General features: G+C 69.8%; 24 protein-coding genes and 1 other RNA gene. 6 read left to right on the top strand and 19 right to left on the bottom strand.

Annotated features, from left to right (window positions below):
• Positions 1–1,231: esterase-like activity of phytase family protein (locus tag ABYX71_RS02675; protein ID WP_372694668.1), on the top strand; the 1,231-nt coding region annotated here is incomplete at its 5' end.
• A gap of 57 nt (positions 1,232–1,288) precedes the next feature.
• Here ABYX71_RS02675 and ABYX71_RS02670 read toward each other — a convergent pair.
• Positions 1,289–2,470: an aromatic ring-hydroxylating dioxygenase subunit alpha gene (locus ABYX71_RS02670; RefSeq protein ID WP_372694666.1), complete on the bottom strand. Its 1,182-nt coding sequence runs from the start codon at positions 2,468–2,470 to the stop codon at positions 1,289–1,291.
• Between the two features lie 146 nt (positions 2,471–2,616).
• On the opposite strand from ABYX71_RS02670, the gene ABYX71_RS02665 reads away from it, so the two are divergent.
• The gene (locus ABYX71_RS02665; RefSeq protein ID WP_372694664.1) at positions 2,617–3,522 is read left to right on the top strand and encodes a TIGR01777 family oxidoreductase; all 906 of its coding nucleotides are present in this window, start codon (positions 2,617–2,619) and stop codon (positions 3,520–3,522) included.
• A gap of 13 nt (positions 3,523–3,535) precedes the next feature.
• Here the strand turns inward: ABYX71_RS02665 and ABYX71_RS02660 are convergent, their stop codons facing one another.
• The 5 genes from ABYX71_RS02660 to smpB form a co-directional block, all read right to left on the bottom strand.
• Positions 3,536–4,792, bottom strand: coding sequence for a benzoate/H(+) symporter BenE family transporter (locus tag ABYX71_RS02660; RefSeq protein ID WP_372694662.1), 1,257 nt, complete (start codon positions 4,790–4,792; stop codon positions 3,536–3,538).
• Between the two features lie 290 nt (positions 4,793–5,082).
• The gene (locus ABYX71_RS02655) at positions 5,083–6,060 is read right to left on the bottom strand and encodes a calcium/sodium antiporter (protein ID WP_372694660.1); all 978 of its coding nucleotides are present in this window, start codon (positions 6,058–6,060) and stop codon (positions 5,083–5,085) included.
• A gap of 323 nt (positions 6,061–6,383) precedes the next feature.
• Entirely contained in the window at positions 6,384–7,139 is a 756-nt protein-coding gene (locus ABYX71_RS02650) for a class I SAM-dependent methyltransferase (protein ID WP_372694658.1), read from the bottom strand.
• Positions 7,140–7,458: 319 nt separating this feature from the next.
• Positions 7,459–7,818: a transfer-messenger RNA gene (gene ssrA / locus ABYX71_RS02645) on the bottom strand.
• Positions 7,819–7,878: 60 nt separating this feature from the next.
• Positions 7,879–8,334 carry an SsrA-binding protein SmpB gene (gene smpB, locus ABYX71_RS02640; RefSeq protein WP_372694656.1) on the bottom strand — a complete coding sequence of 152 codons (456 nt, stop codon included), beginning with the start codon at positions 8,332–8,334 and terminating at the stop codon, positions 7,879–7,881.
• Positions 8,335–8,438: 104 nt separating this feature from the next.
• Here smpB and ABYX71_RS02635 point away from each other — a divergent pair, with 104 nt between their 5' ends.
• Together ABYX71_RS02635 and ABYX71_RS02630 are read left to right on the top strand one after the other, a co-directional pair.
• Positions 8,439–8,894 (top strand): type II toxin-antitoxin system RatA family toxin, encoded by a 456-nt coding sequence (locus ABYX71_RS02635; RefSeq protein WP_372694654.1) that lies wholly within the window; start codon positions 8,439–8,441, stop codon positions 8,892–8,894.
• Between the two features lie 4 nt (positions 8,895–8,898).
• A complete protein-coding gene (locus tag ABYX71_RS02630; RefSeq protein ID WP_372694652.1) occupies positions 8,899–9,168 on the top strand; it encodes an RnfH family protein in 270 nt (89 codons plus the stop codon).
• Positions 9,169–9,303: 135 nt separating this feature from the next.
• Here the strand turns inward: ABYX71_RS02630 and ABYX71_RS02625 are convergent, their stop codons facing one another.
• The 8 genes from ABYX71_RS02625 to hypE form a co-directional block, all read right to left on the bottom strand.
• Complete coding sequence (locus tag ABYX71_RS02625; RefSeq protein ID WP_372694650.1) at positions 9,304–10,176, bottom strand: alpha/beta fold hydrolase; 873 nt, start codon at positions 10,174–10,176, stop codon at positions 9,304–9,306.
• A complete protein-coding gene (gene badI / locus ABYX71_RS02620) occupies positions 10,173–10,958 on the bottom strand; it encodes a 2-ketocyclohexanecarboxyl-CoA hydrolase (protein ID WP_372694648.1) in 786 nt (261 codons plus the stop codon). Before badI ends, ABYX71_RS02625 begins: the two co-directional genes overlap by 4 nt.
• Before the next feature lie 27 nt (positions 10,959–10,985).
• On the bottom strand, positions 10,986–13,109 hold the full coding sequence (locus ABYX71_RS02615) for a 3-hydroxyacyl-CoA dehydrogenase NAD-binding domain-containing protein (RefSeq protein WP_372694646.1): 2,124 nt from the start codon (positions 13,107–13,109) through the stop codon (positions 10,986–10,988).
• Between the two features lie 10 nt (positions 13,110–13,119).
• Positions 13,120–14,328, bottom strand: coding sequence for an acetyl-CoA C-acetyltransferase (locus ABYX71_RS02610; RefSeq protein ID WP_372694645.1), 1,209 nt, complete (start codon positions 14,326–14,328; stop codon positions 13,120–13,122).
• A gap of 217 nt (positions 14,329–14,545) precedes the next feature.
• On the bottom strand, positions 14,546–14,953 hold the full coding sequence (arfB, locus tag ABYX71_RS02605; RefSeq protein ID WP_372694643.1) for an alternative ribosome rescue aminoacyl-tRNA hydrolase ArfB: 408 nt from the start codon (positions 14,951–14,953) through the stop codon (positions 14,546–14,548).
• Positions 14,954–14,961: 8 nt separating this feature from the next.
• Positions 14,962–15,675, bottom strand: coding sequence for an endonuclease/exonuclease/phosphatase family protein (locus tag ABYX71_RS02600; RefSeq protein ID WP_372694641.1), 714 nt, complete (start codon positions 15,673–15,675; stop codon positions 14,962–14,964).
• A complete protein-coding gene (locus ABYX71_RS02595; RefSeq protein ID WP_372694639.1) occupies positions 15,665–17,788 on the bottom strand; it encodes a VTT domain-containing protein in 2,124 nt (707 codons plus the stop codon). The genes ABYX71_RS02600 and ABYX71_RS02595 overlap by 11 nt, the downstream gene beginning before the upstream one ends.
• 93 nt (positions 17,789–17,881) lie before the next feature.
• Positions 17,882–18,919: a hydrogenase expression/formation protein HypE gene (hypE, locus tag ABYX71_RS02590; protein ID WP_372694637.1), complete on the bottom strand. Its 1,038-nt coding sequence runs from the start codon at positions 18,917–18,919 to the stop codon at positions 17,882–17,884.
• Positions 18,920–19,032: 113 nt separating this feature from the next.
• On the opposite strand from hypE, the gene folE reads away from it, so the two are divergent.
• Together folE and ABYX71_RS02580 are read left to right on the top strand one after the other, a co-directional pair.
• A complete protein-coding gene (gene folE / locus ABYX71_RS02585) occupies positions 19,033–19,749 on the top strand; it encodes a GTP cyclohydrolase I (RefSeq protein WP_372694635.1) in 717 nt (238 codons plus the stop codon).
• Between the two features lie 12 nt (positions 19,750–19,761).
• Positions 19,762–20,190 (top strand): BLUF domain-containing protein, encoded by a 429-nt coding sequence (locus ABYX71_RS02580; protein WP_372694633.1) that lies wholly within the window; start codon positions 19,762–19,764, stop codon positions 20,188–20,190.
• A 36-nt stretch (positions 20,191–20,226) separates the two neighbouring features.
• Here ABYX71_RS02580 and ABYX71_RS02575 read toward each other — a convergent pair whose 3' ends face one another.
• From ABYX71_RS02575 to ABYX71_RS02555, 5 genes are all read right to left on the bottom strand, one after another.
• Positions 20,227–21,504, bottom strand: coding sequence for a DUF1329 domain-containing protein (locus tag ABYX71_RS02575; RefSeq protein WP_372694631.1), 1,278 nt, complete (start codon positions 21,502–21,504; stop codon positions 20,227–20,229).
• Positions 21,505–21,732: 228 nt separating this feature from the next.
• Positions 21,733–22,275: an aromatic-ring-hydroxylating dioxygenase subunit beta gene (locus tag ABYX71_RS02570; RefSeq protein ID WP_372694629.1), complete on the bottom strand. Its 543-nt coding sequence runs from the start codon at positions 22,273–22,275 to the stop codon at positions 21,733–21,735.
• A complete protein-coding gene (locus tag ABYX71_RS02565) occupies positions 22,272–23,597 on the bottom strand; it encodes an aromatic ring-hydroxylating dioxygenase subunit alpha (RefSeq protein ID WP_372694627.1) in 1,326 nt (441 codons plus the stop codon). The genes ABYX71_RS02570 and ABYX71_RS02565 overlap by 4 nt, the downstream gene beginning before the upstream one ends.
• Before the next feature lie 11 nt (positions 23,598–23,608).
• Complete coding sequence (locus ABYX71_RS02560) at positions 23,609–24,088, bottom strand: aromatic-ring-hydroxylating dioxygenase subunit beta (protein WP_372694626.1); 480 nt, start codon at positions 24,086–24,088, stop codon at positions 23,609–23,611.
• The coding region (locus tag ABYX71_RS02555) for an SRPBCC family protein (protein ID WP_372694624.1) at positions 24,088–25,088 on the bottom strand (1,001 nt) is incomplete at its 5' end. The genes ABYX71_RS02560 and ABYX71_RS02555, both read right to left, overlap by 1 nt.

Genomic DNA, 25,088 nt, shown 5'->3' with positions numbered 1-25,088 from the left:
CTTCGCCGAGTACGGCACCGACCGGGTGCTGTTCGTCGGCTCCGAGCGCGCGAGCCTGGTGTTCGTGTACGACGTGAACGGTGTCGGCGAGCAGCTGAGCCTGCGCCAGGCGCTGCCGACCGGCGTCGGGCCGGAAGGCTTGCTGCCGATTCCGCAGCGCGGGCTGTTCGTGGCGGCGGCCGAGAACGATGCACGCGACGACAAGTTCCGCTCCGTGCTGAGCATCTACCGCTATGGCGCGGCCGACATGCCCGCCTACCCGACCGTCGTGTCGGCCGACCGGGCCGACGGTGCGCCCATTGCCTGGGGCGCGTTGTCGGGCCTGGCCTATGACCTCACCGACGCCGGCGTGCTGTACGCCGTGCACGACAGCTTCTACCGGAAAAGCCGCATCTACCGCCTGCTCGACGGCCAGCCGGCCACCATCAGCGACGAGCTGGTGCTGCGTGACAACGGTGCGCTGGCGGCGGTGGATGCCGGCCTGGTCAACGCCGACATGACGGTCAACCTGGACCTGGAAGGCATCGCCACCCGGCGCGGCGGTGGCTTCTGGGTGGTGTCGGAGGGTGCTGGCACGGTGGGCGACCCGGGCCGCCCGGTCGAGTCGCTGAACCTGCTGCTGCAGGTGGCCGCGGACGGCACCATCGAGGCCGTGCACACGCTGCCGGCGAGCACCAACGGCCGCCAGGTGCGGTTCGGCTTCGAGGGCGTGAGCGCCGTCGGCCAGGGCGAGGACGAGGCGGTGTTCGTCGCCTTCCAGCGCGAATGGGCGGACGACCCGGCCGGCCACGTGCGCATCGGCCGCTTCACCCCGCACAGCGGCGACTGGGCCTTCTACTACTACCCGCTGGAAGCGCCGCAGTCCGCCAATGGCGGCTGGGTGGGGCTGTCCGAGATCGCCGCGGTGGATGACCAGACCTTTGCCGTCGTCGAGCGTGACAATCAGGCCGGTCCGGATGCGGTCATCAAGCGCATCTACCGCTTCTCGGTGGCGGGGCTGACGCCGCTGGCCGATCCGGCCGTCGGCACCACCCCCGGCTTCCCGGTGGTGGAAAAGACGCAGGTCAGGGACCTGATGCCGGACCTGGAAGCCCCCGGCGGCCAGGTGCTGGAGAAGATCGAGGGCCTGGCCATTTCAGCGGCCGGCGACGCCGTGGTGGTCAACGACAACGACGGTGTCGACGACTCCAACGGCGAGACGCAGCTGATCCACCTGCCCGGCCTGTTCTGAGGCCGCCATGTTTCCGGCCCGGGCGTCGTGCGGCGTCCGGGCCGGGAGCGATCCCGCTCAGTCGGCGCGGGTCATTCCCAGCGCCCGCCGGTAGGCGTCCCAGAACACCACGCACTGCATCTCGTCGTTCTGCTGCGAGTCGGTGTACGGGTTGGCGTCCAGGCGCATGCCCTTGACCATGTAGTTGTTGCCGGTGGCGCCGCGCGCCTTGGTGATGCGGTTGAACACGGCGCCGTCCTCGAGCGTGATGAACCCGCTCGGCCCCAGCATGTTGGAGGACTGGCGCAGGCGGTGGCGGCGGGTGGCGTCGTCGTCGTCCTGGTGGGCGAAGTAGGTGTAGTGGACTTCGGTGCGGTGGGCGTCCAGCGGCACGGCGTAGCGCACCGTCATGGTGTCCATCTGCTTGTTCATGTTGGTGGTGGGGAACAGGATGGCCAGCTGGCCGCCGTCCTCGGGCCGGTGCTCGTAGGCGATGACGCTGGGGTCCTGGATCAGCGGCGGCTTGCGGTTGGGCACGATCTCGTAGTGCGCGTTGCGGTGACCCTGATGGGTGCCGGACAGCACGCCCTTGCCGCCGACCCAGTTCAGCATGCGAAACGCGGCGTGCAGCATGGGCGCGTGCCAGCCGTCCTGGTCGAAGTAGGCCTTCCAGTTGCAGTTGAAGACGACCTTCTGGTAGCCGAGCAGGGTGAGCCGGCCGTCGCCGCCGAGGATGCGGCCGATGACATCCTGCATGCCTTCAAGGAATGTCGTCAGCGGCGGTGCGGCCGGGTCCAGCGTGACGAAGTGCAGGCCGTGGAGGGTCTCCAGCCGCACCGGCGGCAGGCCGAAGTCGGCCTTGTCGAAACCGGCGATGAAGTCGTCCTCGCCCGGACATACCCGCAGTTCCCCGGCGCTGTCGAAGGACCAGCGGTGGTAGGGGCATTCATGCTGCTCGCCGTGGCCGCGAAAGCCCGGCACCAGCAGCACGCCGCGATGGCTGCAGGCGTTGACGAAGGCGCGTACGGCGCCATCCGCGCCACGGCTGATCAGCAGCGGCCGCTCGCCGAGCGTGAACGTCTTGTAGTCGTGCGGGTTGGGGATTTCCGCGTCATGCGCCACCGGGTGCCAGTAGGGGCCGTGGAAGATGCGCTCGATCTCGGCCTGGAAGATGTCGTCGCGGTGGAAGATGTCGCGCGGGATGGCGTTCGGCGCGCTCGGCCAGGCGTAGGCGTCGGCGCTGCGGGTGGGCATGTCCATGGGTCTCTCCTCTGTGTGGGGCGGCGCGGTGGCGGGTCCGGCGCTCGCTTTGTTGCCGATCGAGTGTAAAGGTATCGCGACGGATGGCTGGCGTGTCGGTCAGGCCGGATGGTTGCCGCGTGGCGTGTGTGCCCGGGGGGATGAACATGAAAACGGTGCTCGTTACCGGTGCCAGTGGCCTCGTCGGCGGGGCGCTCACGCAGGGGTTGCAGGCGGACGGGCACCGCGTGGTGCCGTTGCCCCGGTTCGGCGGCGAGGTGCCGGCCGGTGTGGCCGGCTGGAATCCCGCCGCCGGCGTGTGTGTGCTGCCGGCCGACCTGAACCCGCAGGTGGTGATTCATCTGGCCGGGGAGAACGCCGGCAGCCTGCGCTGGACCGCCGCCAAGAAGCGGCGCATCGTCCAAAGCCGCGTCGACGGCGCGCGCACGCTGGTGGCGGCGCTGCTGGCACGGCCGCAGCCGCCGGAACTGGTGCTGATGGCATCAGCGGTCGGCTGGTATGGCGACACCGGCGACCGTCCGGCGGACGAGGAGGACGGCCCGGGCGAGGGTTTCCTGGCCGATGTGTGCCGGCAGGTGGAACCGCTGGCGGCACCGTTGACGCAGGCGGGCGTGCGCGTGGTGCAGGCGCGTTTCGGCGTGGTGTTGAGCCCGCGCGGCGGGGCCTTGCAGCGCCTGCTGCCGTCGTTCCGGCTGGGCCTTGGCGGGCCGGTGGGTAGCGGCCGGCAGTGGTTCAGCTGGGTGGCGCTGCCGGAGCTGGTGCAGATGGTGCGGTTTGCCATGCACACGCCGGCGCTGGCCGGGCCGGTCAACTTCGTGGCGCCGGGAGCCGTGCCGTATCGCGACTTCGCGGCGGCGCTTGGGCGTGCCGTGCATCGGCCGGCGCGCCTGCCGCTGCCGGCGCCGGTGGTGCGCGCGCTGTTCGGCGAGATGGGCGAGCAGATGCTGCTGGCCAGCAGCCGGGTCGTGCCCGGCCGGCTCAGTCAGGCCGGTTACCGCTTTTGCCACCCGACCATCGACGCCGCCCTGGCGGCGGTGCTGGGGGAGCGCTGAACCCGCGCCGGGCCTAGCGCCCGTGCATGGCCTCGCGCAGGTCGTCACGCTCCAGCAGCGCTGACGCCGCGAAGGCGAACACCAGGCCCCAGAACGGCGCGCCGATGTTCAGGATGGGCACGTTGGCCACCGTGACCACGAAGGCCACCATGGCGCCCAGCGGGCAGCGGCCACGAAACGCACTCTGGAAGGCGCCCTGCAGCACGCGCAGCATGGCAAGGCCGCCCAGCAGGCCGATCAGCGACATCGGCAGCGCCAGCGCCAGCCGCGTCGCGGCCGGCGCGAACAGGCCGAACAGCACCATGATGACGCCGAACACCAGACCGCCCAGCCAGTGTGTCCCGCGCTCGCCGCTGGCCACCAGGATGCCGTTCACCGGCCCGGTCAGGCAGGTCGGCACGGAACCCACCGCCGCGAACGGCAGGCTGCCGAGGCCGCAGGCCACCGTCACCGCCCGCACCGGCGCGCTGTGGCCGGCCTGTTGCAGCACGGCAAAGCCCTGGGCGTTCTGGATGGCCAGCACGGTGACCGCCATCGGCACCACCAGCTCCAGCAGCGCCTGCACGGAGAACGCCGGCGTGTACAGCCTGGGCGTCGCCAGCAGGCCGGTGGACGGGCCCAACGGCTGCATGGCGCCGAGCAGCAGCGCCGCCAGCACACCGGCCAGCAGCGCCGCCAGCACCGGCGGCACGCGCCGGCCGAGCGTAGGCAGCACCGTGAACAGCACGAAGGTGGCCAGGGTGATGGTTGCCACCACCGGCAGGTCGGTGAAGGCCGTGATCACCCGTACGCCCAGCGGCAGGAACACGCCGGCCACCATGCCCATGACGATGGGCATCGGCACCCGCCGCATCACCCGGCTGACCACGCCGCTGGCACCGAGCACGGTAATCAGCAGCCCGGTCACCCAGTAGGCGCCGATCACCTCGGCAAAGCTCAGGTGATCGAGCGCCGGCGGCAGCAGCAGCGCGCCCGGAATGGTCCAGGCCAGGCCCAGTGGCTGGCGGTAACGCCAGCACATCCACAGCGTCAGCAGGCCACCGAGACCATAGGCGCCGAAGATCCACGAGGCGATGTCCGCCTGTGACAGGCCGCCGCTGCGGCCGACGGTGATCAGGATGGCCAGCGGCCCGGTGGCGGCGAACAGGAACGCCGTGATGCCGTTGCTCAGCGCATGGCGCAGGGCGCCTTCGGCGGAGGCGGCCTGGGGCTGTTCCGGGGTTGGCGTGGTGACGTCGGTCGCTTCGGTTTGATGTCTGGATGGGTTCACGACGTGGCTACTCGGGAGTCTGGTCGCTGCCGCGGGGAGCCGTAACACACTGTGGGCAGCGCCGAAGGCCGCCTTCCAGCGGGCCCACTGGTACGGCAAGCGCGTGGAAAACGCGCATAGCCTATCAGGGCGGGTCGCTGTCCCCGGCGCGGCAGCGTGCCTGCCCCATGCCGTTGATGGTGGCCTCGCGGCCGCACGACCGATAACGGTGCCCGGGGCGCTGAAACCACCGCAGTTTCGTGTTCGGTGTTCCGGCGTCGTTTTGGCGGCCACGCCGGAAGGCGGACTGCCTACGTCTGCCCGCCGAAAACCGTGCCGATCAGATAGGTCACGTAGGCCAGGTAAACGGCCAGCAGCACCGTGCCTTCGATGCGGTTGATGCGCCCCGGTCCCCGGAACCCGTAACCGAAAACGAACAGCGACACGGTCACCGCGGCCATGACCAGCATGTCCCGGTTGAAGACCTCCGGCCCGACGGCCAGCGGATGAATCGCGCCGGCGATGCCCACCACCGCCAGGGTGTTGAACAGGTTGGAGCCCAGGATGTTGCCGAGCGCGATGTCGTGCTCGCCCTTGCGCGCGGCAATGACCGACGCGGCCAGTTCCGGCAGCGAGGTGCCGACCGCGACGATGGTCAGGCCGATGATCAGGTCGCTGACGCCGAAACCCTGGGCGATTTCCACCGCGCCCCAGACCAGGATGCGCGAGCTCAGGATGAGCAGCAGCAGGCCTGCCACCAACCAGAACACCGCCCGGCGGACCGGCATGACACGGACGTCCAGCTCCTGCGCCATTTCACTGCCCAGCGCATCCCCATTCTTCTGCAGCCCCTGCCACAGGGTCCAGCCCACCAGCCCGCCGAACACGGCGAGCAGCACCACCGCATCGAGCCGGGTGATCTGGCCATCCCACAGTTGCCAGGCCGCGAGCGCGGTCACCAGCGTGAGCAGGGGCAGTTCCTTGCGCAGCACCTGCGAATGCACGGCGATGGGGCTGATCAGGGCGGTCACACCGAGGATCAGCGCGATGTTGGTGATGTTCGAGCCATAGGCGTTGCCGAGCGCGATGCCCGGTTTACCCTGCGAGGCGGCCAGGGCGGACACCACCATCTCCGGCGCGGAGGTGCCGAAGCCGACGATCACCATGCCGATCAGCAGGGGTGGCATGCCGAAGTGGCGGGCGGTGGTGGCGGCCCCCTCCACAAAACGGTCGGCGCTCCATACCAGGAGTGCCAGGCCACAAACTATCGCGACGAAGGCCAGAGTCATACAGAACAACGCTCCTTCTGAAAACCGATGGGTTGAAAGCAGATGGGTCGGATGCCCCCGTGAGCCCCGCCGGCCCGGCTGTCGGCCGGCGGCTGGCCGGCGCGTGCTCGATCCACGCCCGCGGGCAGGCCGGGTCCAGATACGAAAAAAGCGCCGATCAGGGCGCTTTCCGTGAATTTCCACCAAGGGGCGGAAATTCGGTAACGGTGGAGGTGGCGAAAATGAAATCGCCAATAAAATCCATTTCTTATGATTAAGGCGCCGGGGGTTCCCACAGGGGTCCCCCGCATCGATTGCCCTGTCATCGATCCGATATGAGCGGCTCAATCGGCAGTTTTTCTCGCCACATAATAGCCGTAACCGATGAAGGCCGAGTGTTGTTCGTACAGGGTGATCTCGTGCTCTTGCGCAGCCGCGATGGCCGTTGCCGCTTCCGAGTGGCCGTGGCGTTCCAGGAACGGCGCCAGACGGGCCCGCATCGGGCGATAGTAGTTGTCCAGCCAGCAGCGTTCCGGGAGCGCGAAGTACCCCACCGGGGCGAAGCCGTGTCGTTCCAGGATCGCCATTTTGGCCGATGCCGTATCCACTTCGTCGTACGCCCGGAGCCAGTACTGCTGAAGTGCGGCAGGTCTGTCTTGCGTCAGCCATGTCAGCTCGGACACGGCCAGGATGCCGCCCGGCTTCAGGAAGCGACGCCAGGCCCTGATGCCGTTTGCAAAGCCGATGTTGTAGATGGCGCCTTCCGACCAGATGGCGTCGAAGGATTGCTCCTCGAACGGGAGCGATTCCATCGAAGCGGCCAGCGTCTCGATCCGTCCGTCGAGGTGCTCGCGTGCCGCGACGCTACCGAGGTGATGCAGAAAGTCCGGCAGGAAATCGACGGCGATCACCGAGGCATCGAGTTCCTTCGCCAGCACGAGCGCGGCTGCACCGGTCCCGCAGCCGATGTCGGCAATCTTCAGGCCCGTGCGGCCGCTCAGGCCGGACAGGGTGATGGCAAGGCGCGTTTCGTCGTCGCCGCCGGGCCCTTGGCGTGGGCCGTCCCGGTGCAGGTCCACGAGAAGGGAGAGCTCATCCACGTGTTGCCTCCTGCGGTTGCGTGCGAGCGTCGTTCGGCACTCAAAGTGCCAACAGGTCCCGCAACTCGAGCAAGGCCGGCAGTTGCGTGCCCGGATTTCCGACCGGGCCGACCGAGTGCGCTCTGGTCCGCAAGCCGGCGGTCGACACCGAGCCTTGCGCGGGGCGGGAGCGGCTGAGCAGCATAACGGGCACGGAGACGGACCACGCAACAGTCGGGCGCCGCGAACGGAAATTACCCAGGCAGGCCTCGGGGCAAAAAAAAGGCCGCGTTGCGGGCGGCCTTTTCGTCGTCACGTGCTTGATTTTATTAAGAGATAGTGGTGGAGGCGGCGGGAATCGAACCCGCGTCCGCAAGTCCTCTGCCTTCGGCTCTACATGCTTATCCCAGTCTATTGTTTTAACCGGCCACCACCCGACGGGCAGGGAAGGCGACCGGCGATCCTGTCAGGGTTTTAGCGGGTTGGCTCCAGGCAGGCCGCACCGCGAGCCTGTGTGTGTCGACGCCTGAACCCCGGACGCACAGGCACATCCGGTCAGACGGCACCCTACTGGGTTTTAAGCAGCGAGTGCGTAGTTGTCGTCGTTGGCAACTATCTTTTTGCAGCGTGATTTACGAGGTCACTGCACCTCGGCATGCACCTCAGGGTTCGTAACCCACGTCGAAGCCAGGTCGCCCCCAAAGTCGTTGAGTAAGACAGCATAGCCGGGCTGGGAGTTCCACGCCAGCGTGGCGCGGTGTCACCTCGGCTTGAGCAGCCGGTTGCGTTCGCGCTGCCAGTCGCGGTCGCGTTCGCTGGCGCGCTTGTCGTGCGCCTGCTTGCCCTTGGCCAGGCCCACCTCTGCCTTGCACTTGCCGCGTTTCCAGTACAGCGACAGGGCGACCAGTGTGTAGCCCTTGCGTTCGACGGCGCCGATCAGCTTGCTCAGCTCCTCGCGGTGCAGCAGCAGCTTGCGTGTGCGGCGCGGGTCCGGCTCGTAGTGGGTGGACACGGTCGGCAGCGGGGTGATCAGCGCGCCCAGCAGCCAGGCCTCGCCGTTCTTGAGGATGACGTAGCTGTCCACCAGCTGCACCCGCCCGGCCCGCAGGCTCTTGACCTCCCAGCCTTCCAGCGCCACGCCGGCCTCGAAGCGGTCCTCGATGAAGTAGTCGTGGCGCGCCTTCTTGTTGACGACGATGTTGGCGGAGCTGGACATGGGCAGATGGCGGCAGGCAAGGGTTGGGCATTGTAGGGGAACCGGTCGCCGGGGGCGGCTTGGTTATCATGAATGGCCCACGCACGGACACGGGACAGCATCGAATGGCGGCGGTTCGCGAGATACGCAAGTCGGTGGTGGTGGCACACTCACCGCAGCACATGTTCAGCCTGGTCAACGACGTCGAGTCGTACCCGCAGTTCCTGCCCTGGTGTTCGTCGGCGCGGGTGTTGCAGCGTGACCAGGACAGCATGGTGGCGAGTCTGGACATGGCCATGGCCGGGCTGCACAAGCGGCTTACTACGCGCAACCTGCTGGTGCCGCACCAACGGGTGGAACTGCGCCTGGTGGAGGGGCCGTTCAGCCGCTTTCACGCCGTGTGGAGCTTCGACGACGTCGGCGCCGACGATCTGCCGCAGACGCGGGTGGGTTTCCACATTGCCTATGCCCTGGCCGGGCGGCTGCTGGGGGCGGCGCTGGGGCCGGTACTGGGCGTGATCGCCGACGGGCTGGTCGATTCGTTCAGCCGCCGTGCGGACGCCCTGTACGGACGGCGCTGACGCCATGCAGGTGGAGATTGCCTGGCCGCAGGCCGACGGCGGCTATCAGGTTCGCACGCTCGACCTGCCGCCCGGCACCCGCGCCGGGCAGGCGCTGCAGGCCGCCGGTCTGGCGCTGCCCGAGGGCGCCGCGCTGGGCGTGTACGGCCGGACGGTGGAGCCGGAAGCACCACTGGCCGAAGGCGACCGCCTGGAGGTGTTCCTGCCGCTGCGTGTGGACCCGAAAACGGCGCGCCGCCGGCGGGCCGCCGCGGCGGAAAAAAATCGTCGCTGAGGGGCGAAACTTTTTTTCGGCCCCTGCGTCTTACCTAGCGAGACCTCTGCGAGGTATCACCCGCTTCCCCTCCCTGAGCGGGTTAATCTTTGAACCCGGCCCCCCTGGCCGGGTTTTTTTTGTCCCGGTGCGCCGTTACAGCGCGTGCCAGTCGGCCAGCAGCGTTCGCAGCGCCGCCACGAAGGCCAGCGGCTGGTCCAGGAACAGGTGGTGGTGTGATTCCGGAATCGCCGCCACCGGGCCGCGCTTGTCCACCAGCTGGTGGACGTAGGTGCGCACTTCAGGCGGAAACAGCTTGCTCCTGTCGCCGTACAGGATGCCGATGCGGCAGCGCAGGTGGCGCAGCTCCTCGGCCTGCTCGCCGACCGTGATGTGGGCCAGGCCCCGGTCGTCGAACTTCCAGGTGAAATGGCCTTCGGCGGTTTCGATGATCGAGCGCCGGCCGATGTAGTCCAGGATGTAGCCGTTCTCGCACGGCTGCTCGGGAATCAGCCGAAAGCGCGCCAGGGCGCTGTCGAAGTCCGGATAGTCACGCCGTGGCTGGCGCAGCGGGTTGCGCGCCGTGCCGGGGAACTGGAAACCCGGCGGGCGGATCGGCGAGTCGGCCATCACCAGCCCGCCGACCCGCTCGGGTCGGTTGGCGGCGGCGCGCAGGCACACCGCGCCGCCCAGGCTGTGGCCGACCAGCGTCACGTCGCTGCCGAAGCCGGCGTCCTCGCACACGCCCAGTGCCTCGGCGGCGAAGTCGTCCATCAGGTACTGCTCGCGCCGGCCGCTCTCGCCCATGCCGGACAGGTCCATGGCCGCCACCCGGTGATCGGTGGCCAGCCACGGCGCGATGAAGTCCCACCAGTGACTGTGTGCGCCGCCGCCGTGCACCAGCAGCAGGGGCGGGCCGGATTCGCCCCAGCGGCGGTAGTGGATGGCGCAGCCGTCGACCTGTACCCAGTGCGATTGGGCCGGCGTGCCGACTGCGTCGTGGAACCAGTCCGGGGCGTCGTAGATCATTTTTTCTGGTACTTGCGGAACTCGGGGGGGCGCTTTTCGTTGAAGGCGCGCACGCCTTCCTTCGATTCCTCGGTGTCGTAGTACAGCGACAGCGCCTGCAGGCCCATCGAGGCCTGGCCGCGGATCTGCTCGCTGTCGGCGTTGAAGGACCGCTTGGCGATGGCCAGCGCGGTCGGGCTCTTGGCCAGGATCTCGGCGCACCAGACGGCGACCTCGGCGTCGAGCTGATCATGCGGCACCACGGCGTTGACCAGGCCCATGCGCTCGGCCTGCTCGGCGCTGTAGCGGCGGCACAGGTACCAGATCTCGCGGGCCTTCTTCTCGCCGACGATGCGCGCCAGATACGCCGTGCCGAAGCCCGGATCGACCGACCCCACCTTGGGTCCGACCTGGCCGAACTGGGCCTTGTCGGAAGCGATGGTCAGGTCACACAGCACCGCCAGCACGTTGCCGCCGCCGATGGCGTAGCCCTGCACGCGGGCGATCACCGGCTTGGGCACGTCGCGGATGACGGTGTGCAGCTCTTCCACCGGCAGGCCGATGGTGCCGCGGCCGCCGTAGCTGCCGGCGTGGGATTTCTGGTCGCCGCCGGTGCAGAACGCCTTGTCGCCGGCGCCGGTCAGCACGATGACGCCGATGTCCGGGTTCCAGCCGGCGCGCTGGAAGGCGTGGATCAGCTCCTCGACGGTCTGGGCGCGAAAGGCGTTGTACACCTCCGGCCGGTTGATGGTGATGGTGGCGACGCCGTCCTGTTCGGCGTACAGCAGGTCCTGGTAGTCCACGGGTGTTTCCCTGTCGCGGGTTGGATGTCAGCGCGCGTCGCGCAGGCTGCGGCCGCTGCCGGCCAGTTTGCTGAGCGAGTCCGGTGGCGCGAAACGGTCGCCGGCATGCGCTGCCAGCGACTCGCACTCGGCCACGAAGCGGTCCAGGCCCACCGTGTCCACGTAGGACAGCACGCCGCCGGTCCACGGCGGAAAGCCCCAGCCGAGCAACGAGGCGACGTCGGCGTCGGTGGTGCTCCCCACCACGCCCTGGTCGAGGCAGCGCATGGCTTCGAGCGCCTGGATGTGCAGCAGGCGCTGCTTGACGGCGGCCACGTCCGGCTGCGTGGCGGCCACCGGGAACTGTTCGGCCAGGCCCGGCCACAGGCGCCGCTGGCCGTCGGCGTAGTCGTAGAAGCCCTTGCCGGCCTTCTTGCCGACCCGGCCGAGCTTTTCCACGAACAGCTCGATCACCGGCGCCGATGCCGGCGCGGTGTAGGCGCTGCCCAGGTCCGCCCGGGTCTGGGTGATGACCTTGTGCAGCAGGTCCAGGGCCACCTCGTCGGCCACCGCCAGCGGGCCGAGCGGCATGCCGGTCTGGCGGCCGGCGTTCTCGATCAGGGCCGGTGCCACGCCCTCGGCCAGCAGGGCCATGCCTTCCTCGAAATAGGTGGTGAACACGCGGCTGGTGAAAAAGCCGCGGCTGTCGTTGACCACCACCGGCGTCTTGCCGATGCGCGCCACGAAGTCGAGCGCCTGGGCCAGGCACGCGTCCGATGTCTGGCGGCCGCGGATCACCTCCACCAGCGCCATGCGGTGCACCGGCGAGAAGAAATGCAGGCCGATGAAGTTGTCCGGCCGCGGCCAGTGCTCGGCCAGGCCGGTGATCGGCAGGGTGGAGGTGTTCGAGCCGAACAGCACGTCGGGCCCGGTGGCCTCCGCCGTGCGGCGGGTGGCCTCGGCCTTGATTTCGCGCTGCTCGAACACCGCCTCGATGACCAGCTCGCAGCCGGCCAGCGTGGCGTAGTCGGCGGTCGGCGTGATGCGGGCGAGCACCGCCGCGCGGCCGTCCGCGTCCAGGCGCCCGCGCTCCACCTCGCGGCCGAGCAGTTTCTCGGCGTGCGCCTTGCCGCGTTCGGCCAGCGCCTGCTCGCGGTCCAGCAGCACCGTTTCGAGCCCGGCGCTGGCGCAGGCGTGCGCGATGCCGCTGCCCATCAGCCCGGCGCCGAGCACGCCCACCTTGCGGAACTCGGCCTTCGGCACGTCCTTGGGGCGGGCCTTCAGCTTGCGCGCGTCGTTCAGGGCCAGAAAGCCGCTGCGGATGAGGTTTTCGGCCTGCACGGTGGCGGCCGTGACGCCGAAGTAGCGGCTTTCGATGTCCAGGCCGGCGTCGATGGGCGAGCCGGTTCCCTCGTAGACGCACGACAGGATGTTCAGCGGCGCCGGGTAGTTGCCGGCGGTGCGCTCGTGCACCTTGGCGATGACCACCGACATGAATTCCTGCAGGCCGGGATGGGTCAGATCGCCGCCGGGCAGGCGAAAGCCCTTGCGGTCCCACGGCTGCAGCGCCTCGCCGCCGGCCAGGATCCACGCCCGGGCCTGGTCGATCAGCTGGTCGGCCGGTACCACGGCGTGGACGATGCCGGCCTTCAGGGCGTCGGCCACCGGCAGGCGCTTGCCCTCCGCCATCAGCGGCACGGCGGCGCGGATGCCGATCAGCCGTGGCAGGCGCTGCGTGCCGCCGGCGCCGGGCAGCACGCCGAGGGTGACTTCCGGCAGGCCAAGGCGGGTCTTGGGGTTGTCGGCGGCGATCCGGTGGTGGCAGCCGAGCGTGATTTCCAGTCCGCCGCCCAGGGCGGTGCCGTTGATGGCCGCCACCAGGGGCTTGCCGGCGGTTTCCAGGCGCCGGATCAGGGCGCTGGCGCGCCGGCTGCGCGCTTCCAGCTCCTGCACGCTGCGCGCGGCCAGGAAGTTGTGCACGTCGGCGCCGGCGATGAAGTCGCGCTTGGCGCTGGTCACGACGATGCCCCTGACCGCGGTGTCGGCCAGGGCGCGGTCCATGGCCGTCTCGTAGGCGGCCAGCGAGGCGTCGGTGAGGGTGTTGACCGGGCTGTCGGGGTTGTTCCAGGTGACGATGGCGATGCCGTCGTCGTCCACGCGGTAGTCGATCATCGCGTTCTCCTCACAGCCGTTCGATGATGGTGGCGGTGCCCATGCCGGCGCCGATGCACAGCGTCACCAGGCCGGTGGCGAGGTCGCGCCGCTCCAGTTCGTCGAGCACGGTGGCCAGCAGCATGGCGCCGGTGGCACCCAGCGGGTGGCCGAGCGCGATGGCGCCGCCGTTGACGTTGATCTTGTCCATGGGCACGCCGACCAGGTCGGCGAAGCGCAGCACCACGGCGGCGAACGCCTCGTTGACCTCGTACAGGTCGATGTCCGCCGGGCTCATGCCGGCGCGCTTGAGGGCCTTCTGCGTGGCTGGTGCCGGTCCGGTGAGCATGATGGTCGGCTCGGTGCCGATCGAGGCGAAGCCGCGGATGCGGGCGCGTGGCTTCAGGCCCAGCCGTTCGCCCGCCTCGCGGCTGCCGACCAGCACGGCCGCCGCGCCGTCGACGATGCCCGACGAGTTGCCGGCGTGATGCACGTGCTCGATGCGTTCGAGCTGCGGGTAGCGTTGCAGGGCCACGGCGTCGAATCCGTACTCGGCGCCGAATTTCTCGAACGCGGCCGGCAGCGAGGCGAGGCTCTCGACCGTGGTGCCGGGGCGGCGGTGCTCGTCGTGGTCCAGCAGCACGGCGCCGTCCACCGCGTGTACCGGTATCACTGCCCGCGCGAAGCGCTTTTCCTCCCAGGCCTGCGCGGCGCGTGCCTGCGACTGGGCGGCGTAGGCGTCGACGTCGGCGCGCGAGTAGCCGTACAGGGTGGCGATGAGGTCGGCCGAAATGCCCTGCGGCACGTAGTGGCTGTGGAAGGCCACCTGCGGGTCGGCATACCAGGCGCCACCGGCGGCCGACATGGGAATGCGCGACATGGACTCGACGCCGCCGCCGACCACCAGGTCCGACTGGCCGGCCATGATCTGGCCGGCGGCCATGTTGACCGCCTCCAGGCCGGAGGCGCAGAAGCGGTTGATCTGCACGCCGGCCACGGTTTCGGCGTAGTTGGCCTCGAGCGCGGCCACACGGGCGATGTTCGAGCCCTGTTCGCCGACCGGACTCACCACGCCCAGGACCACGTCGTCCACGTGGGCGGTGTCCAGTTCGAGGCGGTCGCGCAGTGCGTTCAGCACCGTGGTGGCGAGGCGGATCGGCGGCACCTGGTGCAGTGCGCCGTCGGGTTTGCCGCGGCCGCGCGGCGTGCGCACGGCGTCGTAGATGAAGGCTTCCGGCATGGCGTTCTCCTGACGGGGGAGCGGTTAGGGAACCGCCGTTTCGTTCGGCGCTTCCCGCCCGGGGGGGATGCCCCGGCGCGAGTCGAGGGCCTGAACCCCTGACTCACGCCGTGCAGCGCGGGCACGTGCGGCGCTGCGGCGAGCTGAACACTCCATGCGCGGAATTGTTCAGCATTTCCTCGGACGATCAATGGTCTCACGAACCCTGGCCAACCGGTCACTCGTTCAGGTCGGGCCGGCGCCGGCGCTGCTTGGCTGTCTGCTGCCGGCGCTTGGCATCCAGGCGGCGCTGGCGTTCGGCCCGCGAGGGCTGCGTGGCGCGCCGTGTGCGCGGCGCCTGCTGCGCGGCCTCCAGCAGCGCCTCGAGCCGCGCCAGGGCGTCGGTACGGTTGCGTTCCTGGGTACGGAACCGCCGTGCCTCGATCACCAGCACGCCGTCGGCGTTCAGGCGGCGCCCGGCCAGGTGCCGGAGGCGTGCGCGCACGGCCTCGTCGAGGGGCGTGAAGCCGCGGGTGTCGAAGCGCAGCTGCACCGCGGTCGACACCTTGTTCACGTTCTGCCCGCCCGGGCCGCCGGCGCGGATGAAGGCGAAGGAAAGGTCGCGGGAGTCGGGAATGATCGGCATGGTCGTGGTCAATCGGGCACAGGCAGGTCGGCCACCACCGGCAGGTGGTCCGAGGCCACGCACGCGGTGGCACTGCGGTGCGCGACAGGCGGTTTCGGCATCGGCAGGGCACGCGTGAGGATGCGGTCCAGCGCCAGCACGGGCCGCCTGGAGGGAAAGGTGCGCGGGTGGCGGCGGGAGGCACACAGCGCCAGCAACGGGCGCACCGTGGGACTGCCCGGCAGCCAGTCGTTGAGGTCGCCGAGCAGCACGGTGGGGCGGTCCGGTGCCTGCAGGAGCAGCCGTCGCAGCGCCCAGGCCTGGCGCCAGCGTTCGCCGACGCGCAGGCCCAGGTGGGTGACGATGACCCGCAGGCTGCCGGCGCCCAGCGCCAGGTCCACGTCCACCGCGCCGCGCGGTTCGCGGCCATCGAGGCTGAGGTTGTGCAGGCGCACGGCGCGGATGGGCAGGTGGGTGAGCAGCAGGTTGCCGTAGTGGCCGCGGTGATCGCGCAGGTTGGGGCCGGCCACCGCCGCGTAGCCGGGCAGCCGGGCCAGGTATTCGAACTGCGCGTGCCGGCGGCCGGGTTCGTCGTGCCAGTCGACTTCCTGCAGGCCGACGACGTCCGCCCGCAGTTCGCCCAGCACGCCGGCGATGCGCGCCGGGTTGCGTTGGTGGTCGGTGCCGATGGCGCGGTGGATGTTGTACGTGGCGACGCGCAGCGCCGCGGCCTCAGCGCGCAAAGCGCCGCCAGGCCCACAGGGCACAGCCGCCGATGGCCACCAGCACGGCCAGCAGGATGGCCAGGTTGGTGGTGTCCGGATGACGCAGCAGGGTGGCGATCTGGCCCGAGAACACGGTGATGGCGACCACGCCCGGCGCCATGCCGAAGGCGGTGCCGAGCAGGAAATCGCGAAACCGGATGTGCGAGGCGCCGGCTGCCAGGTTTACCACCGTGAACGGTGCCAGCGGCAGCAGGCGGATCAGCGTCACCGACAGCACGCCGCGCCGCGCCAGCTGGCGGCTGATGGCGTCCGGGCCATGGCCGGCCAGCCGCCGCACCGTGCGCCGGCCGAGCAGGGCGCCGGCGCCGTAGCCGGCGGTGGCGCTCAGAAGCGCCCCGCTGCCGGCCACCGCCAGCCCGGACAGCGGGCCGTACAGCACGCCGGTGACGGCGATCAGCACGGTCACCGGGAACATCAGCAGCCCGCCCACCACGTACACCGCCAGCAGCACGGCGGTTGCCGTGCGGTCGCTGCGCAGCTGCGTCAGCCAGTGCTGCAGGCGTGCCACGTCCAGCCATTCCCCCAGCGGCCCCCAGCGCCACAGGGCGGCCAGTGCCAGCAGTACCGCCAGCACCGCGCCCAGGCGCAGCAGTGTGTGGCGCAGACTGCGGCGGTGGTCGTCGCCGCTGATCATTTCGTCGGCCAGTTGCTCCGGCACGGCCGGCGCGGCCGGGTCGAGCAGACGCGTGTCGGCGATGACGGTGTCCAGTGAATCGGGCGCGTGCTCCGGGAACGGGGCCAGGTGGCGGGCCTGTCCGTTCAGGGCCTCGATGGCGCTGTTGCTGCCCTCCCCGGCGCCGCTATGCCGGGCCACCTGCTCCCCATCGCGGCCCAGGTGTTCGGCCAGCAGGCGCTGGCGCAGGCGGGTGATGGCCTGCGCCGCGGCCGGCCGGTCGCGGGCGTCGAGCGCGATGTTGCACTCCGAGTCGAGCCCCATGGAGCGGTTGTTGAGGTTGGCCGAGCCGACGGTCAGCAGGCGGTCGTCGACGATCATCAGCTTGGCGTGCACCTTGATGGCGGCCGCGTCGTGCATGGGCACGTACACGCCCAGGCGGCCGTGCCGGTCGGCCTCGCGCAGTTGTGTCAGCAGGCAGCGCTGGGTAATACCCATGGCCGTCTGTTCCAGCCAGCCGGTCGGTTCCTGCGGCAGGATCAGCGTCACCTGCGGGCCGTCCGGCTCGCGCAGGCGCTCGGCCAGCGCCAGCGCCAGGTGCTTGGCGGCGAAGTACTGGTTCTCGATGTAGATGCCGTGGCGGGCCCGGGCGATGGCCGCCAGCAGCAGGGCCTCGATCTCGCGCACTTCGGGGTGCTGGCGCCAGGCGCCGTAGGTGCGCGCGATGCCGAGCGGCACGTCGGTCAGGTCGGGCTCGACGCCGTCCGGCCACACGTTGCCGCTGCCGTTGGCCGGCGTCAGGTGCTCGCCGGTGGCGCGGGTCCAGCGGGCGCGGGCTTCCTGCGCCAGCGCCCGGGCGGCGGCGCCGTCGACGGCCACCTGGATGTCGTGGAACGGGCCGTAGGCCGCGCCGTCGGCGTTGGTGCGGCGTGGGTCGTCGGGCAGATGCTCAGGGGTGTCCAGGCGACTGCGTGCCAGGTCGAGGCCGCCGATGAATGCCAGCGCGTCGTCGATGATCACCAGCTTCTGGTGGTGGGCGGCGCCCAGCGGGTGACAGGCGTCCAGTGCGAAGCACAGGCGCGGGTGGGTGAACCAGTCGAAACGCGCCTGTGGCAGCCATTCGCGTTCCAGGCCGTAGACCAGCGGCGAGTCCCAGTCCAGCACGCGCACGTGCAGGTCGCGCCGGCGGCGCACCAGGTGATCCAGGAAGGGTCCCAGTTCGTTGGGCAGCGACGGGTCGGCGCGTTCCGGCAGGTCCAGCAGGGTGCGGCTGTGCACGTCCCAGCCGATGATGAGAATGCTGTGGCGGGCGCGCTGGGCCGCTGCCTTGAGGGCACTGAAGTACGCGGCGGCGTCCACCAGGAAGGCCAGCCGGTCGGCCCGGGCGACGACCGAGCAGGTCTCGCCTTCGCGCAGCCAGCCATCTGCGGTGTCGCTGGAAGGTTGGGAATCGGCCACGTCGCGTGATCCTCGTGGTTGGGCGTCAGCTGCGCGCCTTGTGGGACCACGGCGCGGTCGCCGGGTTCGGTGTGGCGGCGGGCCCGGCGTGCATCAGCAGATGCGCGGCAGCAGCTCGCCGGCCGGCAGGTCGAGCGGCCGGGCCACGCCGAACAGGCCGTTCAGGATGGCTCGGCCGCGCCCGGGCGCGACGCGGCCGATGCACTGCGCCTGTCCGCCGCCGGTGGCGGACCGCAGCACCGCCAGGGCGGCGTCCGCCCGGGTGGCCGGCACGAAGGCCACCAGCCGGCCTTCGCAGGCCACCTGCAGCGGGTCCAGGCCCAGCAGTTCGCAGGCGGCGGCCACCGGCCCGCTGACCGGCAGCCGGGCCTGGTCGAGTTCGATGTCGCAGCCGGCTTCCGCGGCCAGCTCCACCACGGCGCCGGCGAGGCCGCCGCGGGTCAGGTCGCGCGCGCAGTGCAGGTCGACACCGGCCTCCTGCAGGGCTGCCACGGTGCGGTGCAGCGGCGCGCAGTCGCTGTGCACCGGGCTTTCGAAGGCCAGGCCCTCGCGCTGTGCCAGCACGGCGATGCCGTGCCGGCCGAGGTCGCCGCTGACCAGCACCGCGTCGCCGGCACGGATGCGCTCTGGATGCAGGCCGGCGCCCGGCGGCACCGTGCCGAACCCGCCGGTGTTGATGTAGAGGCCGTCGCCGTGGCCGCGTTCGACGACCTTGGTGTCGCCGGTGACGATGCGCACGCCGGCATCGAGCGCCGCCTCGCGTACCGACAGCAGCACCCGCCACAGGGTCTCCGTGGGCAGGCCTTCCTCGATGATCAGCCCCAGGGTCAGCGCCAGCGGCACGGCGCCGGCCATGGCCAGGTCGTTGACCGTGCCGTAGACCGCCAGGCGCCCGATGTCACCGCCCGGAAAGAACAGCGGGCGCACGACGTAGCTGTCGGTGGTCAGCGCCGGCTGGCCGGGCGGTGTGGGCAGCACGGCGGCGTCGTGACCGGCCGGGGTCAGCGCCGGCCCGAGCGCCGGCACGATCAGTGTGTCGAGCAGCTGGTGCATCAGTTGGCCGCCCGCGCCGTGCGCCAGCAGCACGTTCGGGTAGTCGGTGATGGGCAGCGGGCAGGTCAGGTCCGGCATCGGCGTTGGCGGCTGATGTGAGCCCGAACATTGTGCGCGCGGACCGGCCGCCGTGCCGGGGTCGGCGGATTCGGTTTAGCATCGGTATACCGGTCCGTTTTCAGGTTCCTTTGATGAATCAGCCCGATACCCCCACCGGCGGCGCGCTGGCCCCGCCTGTGTCGGCACGCATCCGCGAGCGCATCGAGCGCGCGCGGGCGCGCTTCCACGCCAACGACAACATCGCCGCCTTCATCGAGGCCGACGAGCTGCCCCTGCTGCAGGCGGAGGTCGAGGACAAGCTGGTCGATGTGCTGCGCAGCCTGGTGATCGACACCGACAGCGACCACAACACCCGCGAGACCGCCCGCCGGGTGGCCAAGATGTACCTGAACGAGGTGTTCCGGGGCCGCTACGCGCCGCCGCCGGAGGTGACCGAGTTTCCCAACGTGGAGCGCCTGAACGAACTGATGATCGTCGGGCCGATCACCATCCGCAGTGCCTGCTCGCACCACCTGTGTCCGATCATCGGCAAGGTGTGGATCGGCGTGATGCCGAACGAACACTCCAACCTGATCGGACTGTCGAAGTACGTGCGCCTGGCCGACTGGATCATGAGCCGCCCGCAGATCCAGGAGGAGGCGGTGACCCGCCTGGCCGATCTGCTGCAGGAGCGCATGCAGCCGGACGGGCTGGCCATCGTCATGGAGGCCGATCATTTCTGCATGCAGTGGCGTGGCGTCAAGGACACCGACTCGAAGATGGTCAACAGTGTCATGCGCGGCGTGTTCCTGACCGATGCCAGCTTGCGCCGGGAGTTTCTGGCCCTGCTGCAGCGCAGTCACGGCTAACCGGAGGTCATCATGCTCGTTCGCCTGCTGTATGCCAGTCGCGCCCGTGGCGCCGTGACCCAGGATGTCCTGGAGGCCATCCTGAACGAGTCGCGGCACAGCAACCCGGCGCAGGGCATCACCGGCATCCTGTGCTACGGCGGGGATGTCTACATGCAGCTGCTCGAGGGCGGGCGCGCGGCGGTCAACGACCTGTACAACCGCATCGTGCGTGACGAGCGCCACGACCCGGTGACGCTGCTGCATTACCAGGAAATCACCGAGCGGCACTGCAGCGGCTGGACCATGGGCCAGGTCAACCTGCACAAGGTCAACCCGTCGATCCTGCTGAAGTACTCGGAACGGCCGCAACTGGACCCGTTCAGCACATCCGGTTGTGCCGCCATGGCACTGCTGGAGGAGCTGATGGCCACGGCGCAGATCGTCGGTCGTACCGGCTGAGCCGGGCGGGCACCGGGTGCCCGCCCGGCGTGCCGGCTACTGCAGCAGGCGCGGGATGGCCTGCGGGCTGTAGTTGGCCGGGTCGGCGTCGGCAAAGTTGGCGTGCGCCGTGGTCGGGTTCAGGTAGGCCCAGGTGGCGCGTTCGCGCTGCAGGTCGGGCACCCAGATGATGCTGGGGTAAATGCCCGGCTGGCCGTCGTCGCGGACCGTGCTGACCCAGCTGTGGTACAGCAGGCGCCACAGTTCGTTCTTGCGGTCGTAGATCTCCTGCCAGTGCATGAGCGGGTAGTACGGGTCGACGTCGACGTAGATCAGCTTGCGACTGGCCAGGTGCCCCCGGGGCATGGTCGCCTCCAGCGTCCACACTTCCCGCGGCTCGAAGTTCTCGGTGAAGCCGATGCCGTCGCCGGGCCGCAGGGCCAGTTGCCCGTAGCGTGCCTCGGGCGTGCTGGCGTCGAGCCGGGCGCCGGTGGACTGGCTGTGCAGCGAGGCCAGGATCCAGCGCTTGCCGGTGATCTTGTACTCCGGGTACCAGGTGGGGTCGATGTTCAGGCCGAAGGTCTCGTCGGTCAGCAGGTCGGTGCCGATCACCGGGTCCGCCCAGGCGCTGCCGGACAGGCGCCGTACCCGGCGCACGGCCTTGATGTAGGCGTACACGTCCGGCAGGCGGCCGTCTTCGTACTGCACCGTCAGCGTCCCGACGCCGCGCACGTCGTTCGGGTAGGTGAACATCAGCATCTCGCGCTTGACCACGCCGTCGTCGCCGAGCGTGTAGGGCTGGCTCAGGCGTCCGGTCTGCAGCAGCCGGCCGTATTTGGTGTGCAGCTCCTTGCTGAGTCCGCGGGCCTTGGTGGTGGTCAGGAACACCATCGGTTCGAAGTCGACGGCGTCGGCGAACCAGGGTGAACGCATGATGTTGTAGATCAGCTTCAGGCCGCCCTGCGGGTCGGTGTCGCTGATGTTCATGAACGGGATGCCGGTGGTGAAGCCGGTCAGGTGCCGCTTGTCGTCGATGCCGGCCTTGTCGCCCTGCAGCCTGGTGGCCTCGATGACACGCTGGTTGTACTTCAGCGGCGTCGACGCCTTCAGGTCGATGACCATGCCGGCTTCCTTGACCGCCTGCACCATGGATGGCGGCATCAGGTCGGCAATGCGGTGTCCTTCGAAGGTGTCGGCCTGCACGGCATCGACGTTGCTGGCGTCGATGCGCGTGCCGGGCGGCAGTTCAGCGGCACCGGCCAGGCCCGGCCCGGCGGCCAGCAGGCCGCACAAGGCCAGCCCTGCGGCTGTGCGTAGGGTTAGAGAGCTGTCCATAGCGTGTCTCCTGGTGGGGGTCCGGCCCGTTCGGGTGTCGTCGCCGGTGCGACGTCCACGACCGGTACCGCTCCTCCTCCTGAAGAGCACTCGGGTTGAGACCATCCGTTGGCGGGCGGATGGTGCAAGGCAGCGGCCAGGGTCCGGCGGCCACCGCGCGCGGGGTCTTCCAGGTCCCGTTTGCGGTGGCGACAGGGGGCGTGGCCGGTACGGACATTGGCGGGTCCGTCAGATGAAGAAGCTGAGGTTCGGCTGGCGCACGCTGACCTGATCGAGCTGCGCCAGGCGCGAGGCCAGGCGCAGCCCGTGCGGCGTTTCCACCAGCAGGTCGACGCGCCGCGCCGACACCACGGCCGGCTCGGGTTCGGTCGCGCGCACGCGCAGCACCAGCACGTTGCTGAGCGCCTCGATGCCCCCGTCGGTCCGCGCCGCCCGGATGTTGGTCACGAAGTGCCGGGCGATGGTCGGCGGGTTCTCGGCGATGGTGAAGCTCGGCGTGCTCAGCTGGCGCACGCGGATGGCCAGGCTGTCGGCGTCGTCATCGAAGTACGGGGTGCCGCGGCCGTAGTGCCGCGGCCGGGCCGCATCCATGAAGGCCGGCGCCATCACCCGGTAGCGGATCTGGGGCGCCAGCAGCGCCTGCCAGGCCGGCAGGTCACCGCAGCCCAGGCAGTCGGATTCGAGGCTCAGAAACTCGTACACGGCACGAAATGCCCCGTCGTCGAGGACGCTCCCGTCCGGGATGGTCTTGCGCAGCGCCTGCGGGTTCATGACGTTTCCTTCCCCTGCATGACGCGCTGCCAGTGGATGAGCAGCGCGAACTCGGACATTTCCGAATAGGTGGACGGGTAGGCCGTGCCCGGTCCGTGAAAGTCCGCGATCGGCTTGTCCCGGTAGTAGCGGGTGCCGCGGAAATCGACCGGATAGCGGGCGCCGATGGTGCCGCGGCAGCCACGGTTGATGGCGGCCCAGGCCTCGGCGTCGTCCTGGTCGAAGGTGCCGCCGACGCTGAAGGTGCGGATGCCGATCTCGTAGCTGGCCTGCTTGAATTCCTCGGCGGCTTCCTTCTCGATCAGCAGCCAGTTCCAGACCTCGGTCTGCTGGGCGCCGAGCGGCTGCCAGGTGCGCAGGTTGCAGAACGGCACCGGCGCCGACGTGCCGTCGAAGCGCACCGAGCTTTCCACCCACGAGGTGTTCGGGAAGTTGGTCATCACCTTGGTCAGGCCACGCGCCATGAAGCGTTGCTGGGCGGCGTTGAGCGTGCGCTGGTAGTGCGGCACCAGCTGCGGCGAGAAGCCGGCGTAGTCCGGTGCCTCCGGCGGCAGCTCCAGGAAAATGCAGCTGTGTCCCTTGCCGATGTCCACCGCCGGGCTGTGCATCAGCTGCTGCACCACCACGTCCTGCGGCACGTTCAGGGTGAGGTAGGTGATGGGCCCGTGCACGCTGGCGGCGTGCGGGCCGTCGGCGCCGAAGTTCAGCGCGCCGAGTTTCCAGTTGGCGTTGAACACCCAGCGCTGGGGCGGGCCGAGCACTTCCATGCCGGCCGGGCTGCGGTTGGCGAAAAGGTCGATGTAGAAGCGCGAATCGCCCAGGTAGTCGTCCAGCGAGGGCGCGTCCGGGTCCCAGCTGCCAAAGATGAGGCCGGCGTACTCGGCCACCTTGGGCATGGCGATCAGGTCGTCGCCGACCGCGCCGATGAGGGTGGCGATTTCCGGCGGGTAGGCGGCCTGCTTGAGCTCGCCTTCGAGGCCGAACACCCAGCCGTGGTAGGGGCAGCGGAAGGTCCTGGCGTTGCCGGCGTCGGCGCGGCACAGCTGCGTGCCGCGGTGCGGGCAGCTGTTGTGGAAGGCGCGCACGGTGCCGTCTTCGCCGCGCACCACCAGCACCGGGTCATTGCTCAGCTGGCGGGTGACGTAGTCGCCGGGCTGCGGGAGTTCCGACGCATGGGCCAGGAACAGCCAGCTTCTGGCGAACACGCGTTCCTGTTCCAGTTGCCAGATGGCCTGGTCGGTGAAGATGGCACGGGCCGCCGTGCCGGCCTCGACGTCCACCCAGTCGCGGCCCGCCGGCAGTGTGCGGTGAGGTTGATTCACGTCCGTGTGCCTCAGATGAGAAAGGTCAGGTTGTCGAAGGCCTCGTCGCGTTCCTGCAACGTGACCACTTTCTGGCGGATACGGAAGCTGTCGCCGGCCGGCTGCAGGCGGTAATGCGCCGCGCCGGACAGCAGGGCCTGCCGGTGGCGGCGCAGCAGCGTCAGGATGAAGCGGCACTCGACGGCCAGCTCCGGCCCGTCGGATGGCTCGATCAGCACGTTGCCGACCAGGCGCGTGGTGTGGGTCGGCGGCTGCTGGGCCCAGAAGGCCCGGCTGTCCATGCGCGTCAGGCGCTCGCGCAGGCGGTGCGTGTTGTCGTAGATCAGCGCCACCGCCTGCTCGGCCGGTCCGTCCTGACCGGAGGGCACCCAGTACAGGCCATCCTCGGTGAACAGGTCCACCCACTGCGCGAAGTGCCTGTCGTCCAGCAGCCGGGCTTCCTGGTACAGGAAGCGCTCGACCGCCGCCTGCCGGTCGGTGAACTCGCCCATCACGCGCCCTCCATCAGTTGCAGCCAGCGCCGCCAGATGCCGCGGTGGGCGGTTTCGTCGGACACGTGGGACTGGCGCCCGTCGGCACCGAGCGGTTCTTCCTGATCCAGGCCGCGGTCGTAGTAGAGCCACTCCATGGCCGGCGTGCGCAGCATGCCGTCCCACTGACGCTGGAACATCTCGATGTCGTCCGGCGCGCCGAAGCTGGCCGGGCCGTAGAAGTCCTCGTGGGCGCGGATGCGCGCGGCGTTGATCTCGGGCGCCACGTCTTCGAGCGTGACCGGGTAGGCGAACACCTCGGTGCGGTCGTAGCTGACCGGGTGGATGACGCGAATCTGGTTGTTGATGAGCACCAGGTTCGGATAGACCAGCAGGTTGAAGCCGTCGCCGCCGTTGCAGGTGATGACCGCCTCGGCGTAGTCCGGGCGGTCCGCGAGGCGGGCGCGCACGGCGTCGTGCCAGTCCTGTTCGGACTTCGGCTTGTCGGCGCCGAGGATGGCCTTGCGGTCGAAGGCGCGAAAGTCGATCAGCGCGTGGCCGTTGCCGAGCGCCACGCTCTTGGCCGGCGACTGCGGGCCGACGATGAAGCCCATGCCGCGGCCGATGCGCGGCTTCAGCACGTCCTCGAAGAAGCTGTGGTGGACCAGCGCCGGGTGGTAGCCGTCCATGGAGTTCTCAACCTGCTGTTTCCAGTTGCCGCGGAACTGGTAGCGGGTGACGCCGGTCTCGATGCGGATGTGGCCCGACGGCGACAGGTCGGCGAACAGGTCGAAGAACTCGGCCGCGGCACCCAGGTGCTCGGTCAGCGACGGCAGCTGCGGGTTCAGGCTGCCGAACACGAAGCCGCGGTAGCTGTCCACGCGGGCCAGCGCCACCAGGCCGAGCTCGGCCTCGTTGAACCCGCCGGCCTGGTGGTCGCGCATGGGCACGCTGATCAGGCGCCCGGCCAGGTCGAAGGTCCAGCCGTGGTAGGGACACACCAGATGCCGGCACTGGGCCT

Source organism: Immundisolibacter sp. (assembly GCF_041625615.1).
GTDB lineage: Bacteria > Pseudomonadota > Gammaproteobacteria > Immundisolibacterales > Immundisolibacteraceae > Immundisolibacter.
Note: the sequence above shows the minus strand (reverse complement) of the source record. Positions and strands in the feature narration are given on the sequence as shown.

Coding starts and splice junctions, on each gene's coding strand:
- ABYX71_RS02670 (WP_372694666.1), bottom strand. CDS start 2,470: ATGGACATGCCCACCCGCAGCGCCGACGCCTACGCCTGGCCGAGCGCG.
- ABYX71_RS02665 (WP_372694664.1), top strand. CDS start 2,617: ATGAAAACGGTGCTCGTTACCGGTGCCAGTGGCCTCGTCGGCGGGGCG.
- ABYX71_RS02655 (WP_372694660.1), bottom strand. CDS start 6,060: ATGACTCTGGCCTTCGTCGCGATAGTTTGTGGCCTGGCACTCCTGGTA.
- smpB (WP_372694656.1), bottom strand. CDS start 8,334: ATGTCCAGCTCCGCCAACATCGTCGTCAACAAGAAGGCGCGCCACGAC.
- ABYX71_RS02635 (WP_372694654.1), top strand. CDS start 8,439: ATGGCGGCGGTTCGCGAGATACGCAAGTCGGTGGTGGTGGCACACTCA.
- ABYX71_RS02630 (WP_372694652.1), top strand. CDS start 8,899: ATGCAGGTGGAGATTGCCTGGCCGCAGGCCGACGGCGGCTATCAGGTT.
- ABYX71_RS02625 (WP_372694650.1), bottom strand. CDS start 10,176: ATGATCTACGACGCCCCGGACTGGTTCCACGACGCAGTCGGCACGCCG.
- ABYX71_RS02615 (WP_372694646.1), bottom strand. CDS start 13,109: ATGATCGACTACCGCGTGGACGACGACGGCATCGCCATCGTCACCTGG.
- ABYX71_RS02610 (WP_372694645.1), bottom strand. CDS start 14,328: ATGCCGGAAGCCTTCATCTACGACGCCGTGCGCACGCCGCGCGGCCGC.
- arfB (WP_372694643.1), bottom strand. CDS start 14,953: ATGCCGATCATTCCCGACTCCCGCGACCTTTCCTTCGCCTTCATCCGC.
- hypE (WP_372694637.1), bottom strand. CDS start 18,919: ATGCCGGACCTGACCTGCCCGCTGCCCATCACCGACTACCCGAACGTG.
- folE (WP_372694635.1), top strand. CDS start 19,033: ATGAATCAGCCCGATACCCCCACCGGCGGCGCGCTGGCCCCGCCTGTG.
- ABYX71_RS02580 (WP_372694633.1), top strand. CDS start 19,762: ATGCTCGTTCGCCTGCTGTATGCCAGTCGCGCCCGTGGCGCCGTGACC.
- ABYX71_RS02575 (WP_372694631.1), bottom strand. CDS start 21,504: ATGGACAGCTCTCTAACCCTACGCACAGCCGCAGGGCTGGCCTTGTGC.
- ABYX71_RS02570 (WP_372694629.1), bottom strand. CDS start 22,275: ATGAACCCGCAGGCGCTGCGCAAGACCATCCCGGACGGGAGCGTCCTC.
- ABYX71_RS02560 (WP_372694626.1), bottom strand. CDS start 24,088: ATGGGCGAGTTCACCGACCGGCAGGCGGCGGTCGAGCGCTTCCTGTAC.